At 68.4% G+C, this 9,641-nt stretch carries 6 protein-coding genes; 2 read left to right on the plus strand and 4 right to left on the minus strand.

Annotated features, from left to right (window positions below; translation table 11 throughout):
• Window positions 1-56: 56 nt before the first annotated feature.
• The 4 genes from ctaD to VH914_20860 are packed head-to-tail and all read right to left on the minus strand — an operon-like array spanning window position 57 to window position 4,665.
• Entirely contained in the window at window positions 57-1,979 is a 1,923-nt protein-coding gene (gene ctaD / locus VH914_20845) for a cytochrome c oxidase subunit I (protein HEX4493664.1), read from the minus strand.
• Window positions 1,980-3,014, minus strand: coding sequence for a cytochrome c oxidase subunit II (gene coxB / locus VH914_20850; GenBank protein HEX4493665.1), 1,035 nt, complete (start codon window positions 3,012-3,014; stop codon window positions 1,980-1,982). It abuts the gene before it with no gap.
• On the minus strand, window positions 3,011-3,862 hold the full coding sequence (locus tag VH914_20855) for a Rieske 2Fe-2S domain-containing protein (GenBank protein ID HEX4493666.1): 852 nt from the start codon (window positions 3,860-3,862) through the stop codon (window positions 3,011-3,013). Before VH914_20855 ends, coxB begins: the two co-directional genes overlap by 4 nt.
• Window positions 3,859-4,665: a c-type cytochrome gene (locus tag VH914_20860; protein HEX4493667.1), complete on the minus strand. Its 807-nt coding sequence runs from the start codon at window positions 4,663-4,665 to the stop codon at window positions 3,859-3,861. Before VH914_20860 ends, VH914_20855 begins: the two co-directional genes overlap by 4 nt.
• A gap of 118 nt (window positions 4,666-4,783) precedes the next feature.
• On the opposite strand from VH914_20860, the gene VH914_20865 reads away from it, so the two are divergent.
• Together VH914_20865 and VH914_20870 are read left to right on the plus strand one after the other, a co-directional pair.
• Window positions 4,784-6,082, plus strand: a complete 1,299-nt coding sequence (locus VH914_20865; GenBank protein ID HEX4493668.1) for a PQQ-dependent sugar dehydrogenase — start codon at window positions 4,784-4,786, stop codon at window positions 6,080-6,082.
• 266 nt (window positions 6,083-6,348) lie between these two features.
• A complete protein-coding gene (locus tag VH914_20870) occupies window positions 6,349-9,270 on the plus strand; it encodes a protease pro-enzyme activation domain-containing protein (GenBank protein ID HEX4493669.1) in 2,922 nt (973 codons plus the stop codon).
• Window positions 9,271-9,641: the final 371 nt, after the last annotated feature.

The raw sequence follows: 9,641 nt of genomic DNA on the forward strand, positions 1-9,641 counted from the left end.
TCGCCGCTCCTGCGAGCGTCGAGGCTCGCCGGCGAGCCGACGAAGGAGCGAGTGGATCAAGACGGCTCCTCGCCCGTCTTCCACGCCCACGCGAGCAGGCCGATCACGCCGATCGCGACGCCGACCGCGCCGACGAGCACCACCTTCACGAGCAGCCCGACGAAAAACGCGGCGATGCCGAGCGCGAGCACGAGCGGCAGCACCGTCTCCTCGGGGATCGGGAACGTGGCGCCGGGCTCCGCGCGCATGCCGCCGGTGAGCGCGGCCGTGCGGCTCGCCGCGCCCTCGAGCCCGAGCGCGTGCGTCGCGTCATCCGGGCCGGAGCGCGCGACGGGAAGCGGGCGCTGGTCCCAGAGGGGATGGCGACTCGCGACGACCGGGGTCGCGTCGAAGTTGTTGTCGGGCGGCGGCGAGGTCGTCGCCCACTCGAGCGAGTCCGCGCCCCATGGATCCGCGCCCGCGAGCGCGCCACCGCGATAGCTGCGCCACACGTTCCAGAGCGTCAGCAACGTGCCCGCCGCGAACACCACCGACGCGAGCGACACGATCATGTTCAACGAGTTCCAACCGACGTCGCCGCTGTACGTGTACACGCGGCGCGGCATGCCGAGGAACCCGAGGATGTGCATCGGGAAGAACGTCACGTTGAAGCCGATGAACATCGTCCAGAAGCTGATCTTGCCGAGATGCTCGTCGAGCATCCGGCCGGTCATCTTCGGGAACCAGTAGTAGATCGCGCCGAAGATCGGGAACACGACCGCGCCGTTCAGCACGTAGTGGAAGTGCGCGACGACGAAGTAGCTGTCGGTGACCTGCCAGTCGAACGGGAGCACCGCGACCATCACGCCGGTGATGCCGCCGAGCAGGAAGATGAGGAGGAACCCGATGGCGAACAGCATCGGGGTCGTGAGTCTCACCTTCCCTTTCCACATCGTCGCGATCCACGCGAAGAACTGCACCCCGCTGGGCACCGTGATGAGCAGGCTCACCGCCGAGAAGAACGACAGCGCGAGCGGGGGCAGACCGGTCGCGAACATGTGGTGCACCCACACGCCGAAGCTGATGAATCCGATCGTGACGAGCGCGGTGACGATCCAGAGATAGCCCGCGAGCGCGCGTCTCGAGAACGCGGGGATGATCATCGAGATCATGCCGGTCGCGGGGATGAAGAGGATGTAGACCTCGGGGTGGCCCCAGAACCAGAACAGGTGCTGGTAGAGCAGCGTGCTGCCGCCGTGCGCGGGGTTGAAGAACTGCGTCCCGAAGATGCGGTCGAGCTCGAGCAGCCCCGCGGCGACCGTCACCGCGGGCACCGCGAAGATCACCATGAACGAGAACACGAGCATCGACCACACGAAGATCGGCAGCCGGTTCAACGTCATCCCGGGCGCGCGCATCTTGAACGTTGTGACGATGAAGTTCACCGCGCCGACCGTCGTCGAGATGCCGACGAACACCACCCCCAGTCCCCAGAAGTCGAGGTTGATGCCGGGGCTGAAGTTGGTGCTCGTGAGCGGCGTGTACGCGAACCAACCGCCGTTCGGCAGGTGGCCGGTGAAGAAGCTCGAGTAGATGAAGATCCCCGACAGCAGGAAGATCCAGTAGCTGAACGCGTTCAGGCGCGGGAACGCCATGTCGCGACTGCCGAGCTGCAACGGCAGGAGGTAGTTGCCGAAGCCGGCGAGCACAGGTGTGTTGAACAAGAAGATCATCGACGTGCCGTGCATCGTGAAGAACTCGTTGTACGTCTCCGCGCTCAGCACGTGGCTGTTCGGCTGCGCCAGCTGCGCGCGCATGAACAGTGCGAGCACGCCCGCGCTGAAGAAGAAGAAGAACGCGGTGACGATGTAGCGGATGCCGATGCGCTTGTGGTCGACGGTCGTGAAGAAGCCGGGGATGCCGGGCGCGTCCTTCCACGCCCTCTCGACGAGCTCCTCGCTGATCGGTGCGACCGGTTCCGGTTCTTGCAGCGTCGTCATCTACTGGAGGCTCTCGAGGTAGGCAACGATCGCGCTGGCTTTCGCCGACGACAGTTGGATGGGGGGCATCAACGCGCCGGGCTTCGACCTCTGCGCGTTCGTGATCCATTGCTTCAGGTTCTCGGGCGTGTTCTCGAGCGCGCCCGCGCCGAGATAGGGGCGCTCGCCGAGGTCGGTGAGGTTCGGGCCGACCTTCCCCTGTGCGGGGGTGCCGTCGATCGTGTGGCAGCCCGCGCAGGCCTCCGAGTCGAACGCGACCTGCCCCTCGTCGGCGAGCTCGGACGCGGGTTCGACCGGCGGCTGCGCGTGCTCCGCCACCCAGCGGTCGTAGTCGCCCTGCGACTGCACCACGACGACGAAGTCCATGTGCGCGTGCTGGAGGCCGCAGAACTCCGCGCACTCGCCGCGGTACGTGCCGGGCGTCTTCGCGACGAAGCGCAGGAGGTTGTCCTGATTCGGGATCATGTCGACCTTGCCCGCGAGCTGCGGCACCCAGAAGCTGTGGATCACGTCGGCGGTGGTGAGGTGCAGCTCGATCGGGCGGCCCGCGGGCAGGTGGATGTCGTTCGCGGTCACGAAGTGCGTCGTCGGATACGAGACGGCCCACCACCAGCGCTTGCCGACGACGTCGATACGCAGCGCGTCGGACGCGGGCCGGCGCAACGCGTTCGTCGTCGTGACGGTCACGACCGCGAGCACGAACAGGATCACGAGCGGGACGACGATGCCGCCCCAGAGCACCATGTGGTCGTCGAAGCGCGGTGTGTCGGGCTCGACCGAGTCGTTCGCATCGCGCTCGGCACGTGACCGGCGCCGACCCTTGCGCACCGCGTAGATGATCAGACCGCCGACGACGATGTAGACGAACGCCGCGAGCCCGAACATCAGCCACCACACGCTCGCGATGTCGCGCGCCTCGGTGCCCTTCGGATCGAGCATGTTCGGCGACTTCGAGTTACCGCAGCCCGCGAGCAACAGTCCGGCGAGCGCGAGCGCGACGCCGGTCGCGACGATGTTGCGCGCGCGCCGGCTCACGAGAGGTTCCACGTGCGCGGACCGACGGGCGACGAGAAGTCGCCGCGCGCGCGGAGCACGCCGTCGCCGTCGATCATGAGGGGCAACTGGGGGAGCGCGCGGTCGGCGGGACCGGTCGTCGGCTCCGCGCCGCGCAGCACGTCGAACGCCGACTGGTGGCACGGGCACAGCAGCTGGTGGATCGACGACTGGTAGAGGCCGACCGGACAGCCCGCGTGGGTGCACACCTTCGAGAACGCGATGAGGCCGTCGGGCGCCCATTCCGATCCGCCGCGCGCGCCCTCGAGCAGTGACGGGTCGACGCGCATGAGCACGGCCTGCCCGTCGGCGGAGTCCGGGAACCCCTCGGGGAACACGGTGACGAGCCCGTCGCTCGGCACGCTCTTCGCGGTGACCGCCTCGCCGTCGCTCGTGACGACGCGCATCCCTTTCTTCCACGGCGTGTGGTCGAGCGCGTTCCCCGGCTGCGGCCCGAGTGAACGGATGGGGAAGAGCAGCGACACGCCGATCGCGCCGAGCGCGCTCGTGAGCGCGCCGAGCAGGAAGCGCCGGCGCTCGAGCACCCCGCCGCGGTCGAGGTCATCGATGAGCTCGGCGCGCTCCTCGGGCGTCGTGCCGAGCGGCGGTCGCGGTTCGACACGCGGCGTGTTCGGCAGCAGACGATGCGCCCACACGACGAAGCCGATTCCGAGCGAGAGGAACGCGACCGCGAGGAACGTGCCTTCGAGCTGCGGCTGCCCGCCGCGCCAGTACACGACGATGAGCGCGATCGCGCCGGCCGCGCTCAACAGGAAGCAGCCGCTGACGATGCGCGCGGCGTTCCGTGCGTCGCGCTCGCCAGGAGTCACGTGCGGGTTCCGATCAGTCGCGCCGCGATCAGCAGCGCGCCGAGACCGAGGATGATCGCGACCGCGCCCTCGGCGAGCGGGCCCGCGTGGCCGAGCGGGTTGCCGCCCCGGTTGTCGGCGTGGTCGAGACCGCGGACGTACGCGACCACGTCGTCGAGCTGCTGCTGGTCGAGCGCGGCCTCGCCGAATGCCGGCATCGGCTCGGGACCGGTGCGCACCGCCTCCGCGATCTGCGTCGGCGTCGACGCGAACAGCGACGGGGCCTCGCGCTCTTGCAGCGCGCCGCCGGTGCCGGCCCACGCGTGGCAGGCCGCGCAGTTCAACCGGTACAGCACGCCGCCCGCTGCGAGGTTCGCGTGCGCGGTCGACACCTCGGGGATCGGCAGCCCGCCGCCCGTGAGCTTCGCGACGTACGCGACCAGCTCCTTGATCTCCGTCGGCGAGTACTTCGGAGTCTTCCGGCTGATGCGGCCGCTGCTCCGGTGGTTCGGCGCGAGCGGCATGCGTCCCGTCGAGACCCAGTAGTCGATCGCCGCGGCGCCGACGCCCTCGAGCGACGGGCCCTGCGCGGTGCCCGTCCCCTTCGCGCCGTGACAGACCGCGCAGTCGGACAGGAACACGCTCTGGATCGATGTGCTCGGCTCGTTGGTGAAGGTCTGCTCACGCGCGCTCGCCGGGTGGACGACGAGCAGCACGACGACTCCGATCGCGCACGGCAGCGCGACGAAAAGGGCGCCGATCGGTGCGCGCAGTCGTCGCTCTCGCCGTCGCCGGCTCGGGCGGTCGCCGGGCGACACGTTCATGCAACCTCCGTGGGCCCACCGGGGCGGTTCGCCCCTGACGTGTGCCCAGGGGGCGGGCCGGTGAAACGCCGTCGCGACGGGATACCGTCGGGTCGGAGAATCGGGGGAGAGGGTTGCGATGAGGTGGCGAGCTCGTGGGTCCGGCGTCGCGCTCGTCGCGGCGCTCGTGATGGCGTCGCTGGCGATCGGCACGAACGGCGCGAGTGGGTCGACGGCGGTGCCGAGCACGCGCGCCGAGACGCTGCCCGCGGGGTTCACCGACGTGCTCGTCGCGACGATGGATCGACCGGTCGCGCTCGCGCCGACGCCCGACGGGCGCATCCTCGTCGTCGACCAAGCGGGGCTCGTGCGCGTGATCGATCACGGCACCTTGTTGCCGGCACCCGCGCTGAACATCTCGGCCAAGGTCTGCGCGACGAACAGCGAGCGCGGGATGCTCGGCATCGCCGTCGATCCGCACTTCGCGAAGAACGGCTTCGTGTACCTCTATTACACGTTCAAGAAGTTCGCGAAGTGCAAGAACGACATCGCCGACGTTCCCGTCAATCGTGTCGCGCGCTTCACCATGACCGGAGACACGATCGATCCCGCGAGCGAGAAGGTCCTCATCGACGGGATGAAGTCGTTCCACGGCAACCACAACGCGGGTGATCTCGGTTTCGGCAAGGACGGCATGCTGTACGCGAGCGTCGGCGACGGCGGCTGCGACTACCGCGTCGGACTGACCGCGTGCGAACCCGACAACCCGATCGCGCAGTCGCTCGACACGCTGCAGGGCAAGGTGTTGCGCATCACGCCTGCGGGCGGCATCCCGAAGGACAACCCGTTCGTCGGTGCGGGCACCGCGCGCTGCAACCACGGTCCGGTCGCGTCCGGAACGATCTGCCGCGAGATCTACCTGTACGGATTGCGGAACCCGTTCCGCTTCGCCTTCGACCCGAACGCCTCGGGTACGCGGCTGTTCGTCGACGACACCGGTGAAGCGACGTGGGAAGAGGTCGACGCGGCGAGCGCGGGTGCGAACTTCGGCTGGAACGTTCGCGAAGGACCGTGCGCGCAAGGTTCGACGACCGACTGCGGCCCGCCTCCGGCCGGGATGACCAACCCCACGTTCGCGTACCAGCACGCGACGACGCATTGCGGCGCGATCACGGGTGGCGCCTTCGTGCCCGACGGCCTCTGGGCCCCGGCGTACGACGGGAGCTACCTCCTCGGCGACTACGTGTGCAATCGCATCTATCGCATCGTGCCGAAACGCGGCGGAGGCTGGAAGTCGAGCGTGTTCGCGCGCGGCATCGCACTCGGCGGACCGATCGCGATGCGGTTCGCCCCCTACGCGCAGTCGACGGCGCTCTACTACACGACGTACACGACCGACTCGACGCACGGTCAGGTTCGAGTCATCGCGCCGCAGTAGTCGGCGCGATGACTTCGCGCGCCGCGAGCGGTGATGCGGGCGCGCACTTGCGTTGACGGTGTGGCGAGAGAGTTGGAACGCGCGCCGCTGGCCCTCTCCTTGTTCACGCGAACGTTGGTACCAGTTGTTGACAATGTGTCGCGCGGTCGTCAAGCTCCCGCCGAGCCGAAGCGCTGTGGGGCGCGCAGCGGATCAGGTCCAGCGTGCGTACGAGGGTTGCCCGGAAACGGGCTTCCATCACGCGCGTCGAACACGGAGGGGGATCCATGGCGTACGCCCGTAAGTTCGTCGCGGTCGCGACAGTGATCGCGACCGGCGCGGTGATCGCGTTACAAGGGGGAACCGGAGTCGCGGTCACGAAGGCGGCCGCGCGCGACGGCGGTCCCGCGCGCACGGCCCAGACAGTCGACAAGTCGCAGACGCCGCTGGCGGTGCGTGATCACAGCGCCAAGCTCGTCGGGCGCCTGTCGCGCGCGCAGCGGCTGCGCGTGACGCTCGGGATCGAGCCGAGCGACGAGGCCGGCGCCGAGCAGTACGCGCGCGCCGTGCAGGACCGGAGCTCAGCGCTCTACCGCCACTTCCTGACGGCCACGGAGTGGAACTCGCGCTTCTCGCCGACGAAGGCGTCGGAGCAGAAGGTCGTCGACTGGGTTCGCGCGCGTGGGCTCACCGTGACCAAGCGCTACCCGAACCGCCTGCTGGTCGACATCGACGGCACCGCGGCGCAGCTCGAGTCCGCGTTCGGCGTGACGCTCAACGACTACACGCTGAACGGGCGCAGCGTCTTCTCGAACGATCGCGACCCGGTGGTGCCGAGCGCGCTGCGCTCGATCGTCACGTCGGTCGGCGGTCTCGACAACGTCGCGACGCTCACGTCCGCCGCCGGAGGCGCCGGCCCGTCGACGCGGTACTCGGCGGGTCCGCAGGTGCAGGCCGCGGGCTCGATCCAGAAGAACGGCAGCCAGGCGAAGCTCGACGCGGCGATGCGCGCCAAGAAGGGCAACGTCCCCGCGATCAGCAACGGCAACTACGACCCGACCGACATCTACACGTCCCAGGCCTACGACGAGGACGCGCTGCACAAGCAGAGCAACTGCTGCAACCCGTTCCACAACCCGAGCACGCAGTCGCCGGCCCAGACGTCGATCGCGATCATCAGCGCCGGCGTGGTCCAGAGCAGCGACGTCCTGGGATTCCAGGCCGCGTACCCGTACCTCGCGGTCAGTGGCAACTTCATCAACGTCGGCGGCACGCCGACGTCGGGTGACTACGAAGGCACGATGGACTTCGAGTGGGCGATGTCGCTCGCGAACAGCTTCGGCTGCTTCTGCGACACCGCGCACATCTGGATGTACGACGGTGTGAACGCGGCGTTCTCGACGTTCGACAGCATGTACAACCAGGTCCTCACCGACAATCACGCCAAGGTCGTGAGCTCGAGCTGGGGTTGCGCGGAGATCTACTGCACGCCCGACGCAACGATGAACACCGATCACGCGATCTTCAACTCGATGATCGCCCAGGGCTTCACGCTGTTGAACTCGTCCGGCGACCGCGGTGCGTACGCCGACTGTTCGCACGTGAGCGTGTCGTTCCCCGCGTCGGATACGAACTGGTTAGCGATCGGCGCGACGAACCTCGAGCTGAACAGCTCGAGCCAGTACGTCTCGCAGACCGCGTGGGGCGATGTCGGAAACTGCGCGGGCAACGGCGGTGGGACCGGCGGTGGCTGCAGCGCCAAGTACGCGGCTCCCGCATACCAGTCGTCCATCTCGTCGTTCTGCGGCTCGACCGCCAAGGCGCTACCCGACGTCTCGCTGAACGGAGACTGGTTCAACAGCCCCCAGAACGTCTATTACGGCGGAAGCTTCAGTGGGAACGGGGGCACGAGTATCTCCGCGCCCATGTTCGCGGGCTTCATGGCCCAGGTGAACTCGTACGGTCTCGAGCTCGGCAACATCTGTGGCGGCGGCACACTGCCGTGCTCGCCGATCGGCCAGGCGGGTACTCAGCTCTACCTCGCCGCGAACACGCACGCCGCGCAGGGCAAGAACGCCTTCTACGACATCACCTCGGGCTCCACGACCAACGAGATCGGCGCAGGTTTCAACGCGATCCCGGGTTACGACCGCGCGAGCGGCTGGGGCACGCCGAACATGCTCCAGCTCGCGTGGGCCATGAACTACTGGAACATGCCCGAGGCGTCGGCGCCGCTCGTGACCTTGTCGGGTCCGTCGACGAGCGGCTGGGTCACCGGTGGAACGATCTCGTGGAGCATCGTCGACCAGGGCTCACCGGCGTCGGGTGTGTCCGGCTACACCGCCCAGTGGGACGCCGATCCCGGCGACCCGTCGTCGGCGGCCACGCCGGGATCGGGCAACTCGTTCTACACCGGACCCGCCTCGGCGCACGGCGCGACGAGCGGTTCGACCGGTGTCGTCGACGGTTGCCACACGCTCTACGTCCGCGCGTGGGACAACATCGGTGAGTCGGCCGTCAGCACCTACGGACCCGTGTGCGTCGACGCGACCAAGCCGACGATCGACACCGTTCCCAAGGTGTCGCTCATCCAGAACTCGACGGTCACCGCGAACGACGTTCCGGTGAAGATCACCTGGACCGGGAGCGACAGCCAGAGCGGCGTGAAGAACTACCGGCTCCAGGAGAGCCTCGACGGCGGCGCGTACAGCAACGTCGGCGCGCTGCTCACCACGACGAGCAAGGTGCTCTCCCTGCCCGCCGGCCATGCGTACCGATTCCGTGTGCGCGCGACCGACAACGTCGGCAACACGTCCACGTACAAGCTCGGCAAGACCTTCCATGTGAACCTGTACGAGGAGAACAACGGCGCGATCGCGTACACGACCGGCTGGACTCGCATCGCGCAGGCGGGCGCGTCCGCTGGTCACGTCAAGGAGGCGAGCCTCGCGGGCAAGAAGGCGACGTTCACCTTCTCGGGCACCCAGGTCGGGTTCGTGACGAACGTCGCGTCGACCAACGGCTCGGCGACCATCGCGATCGACGGTGGATCCGCGGCGACGGTGAACACGCACGCCACGGGCGGCCCCGGCATCGTGCGGTTCGTGAAGCTCTCGGGCGGCCCGGGCTCGCACACGCTCGTGCTCACGGTCTCCGGGACGGCCGGTCACCCGAAGATCGACGTCGACGCCTTCGCCGTCATCAGCTAGCGAAGCGGTTCGGAGCGAGAAGGGGCCGCGGGCGACCGCGGCCCTTCTCGCGTCCGGACGCAGATCGATGGCGAAACGTGGAACACGCGCGTCGCCGTTGACTGAAGCGTTACGGGACACCGGTTTTACCGCCGACGCGGTCGTTGACTTCGCGTCGCGGTGTGGGCAAGCTGCCGCCGACCGTCGCGGGGGTGCGGCGATCACCAGCTTGCGTCGCACGGTGGTACCGAGTGAGGGCTTCTCCTCAGGCGACGCCGATTCCGGAGGTTTCGATGGGCTACCGCAAGGTGATCGCGGTCGTGGCCGTTGCCGCGACCGCGGGAGTGCTCGCGCTCCAAGGCGGTGTCGCAGTCGCGTCGGCGGATGGATCC

This window comes from Acidimicrobiia bacterium, from assembly GCA_036271555.1.
GTDB lineage: Bacteria > Actinomycetota > Acidimicrobiia > IMCC26256 > PALSA-610 > DATBAK01.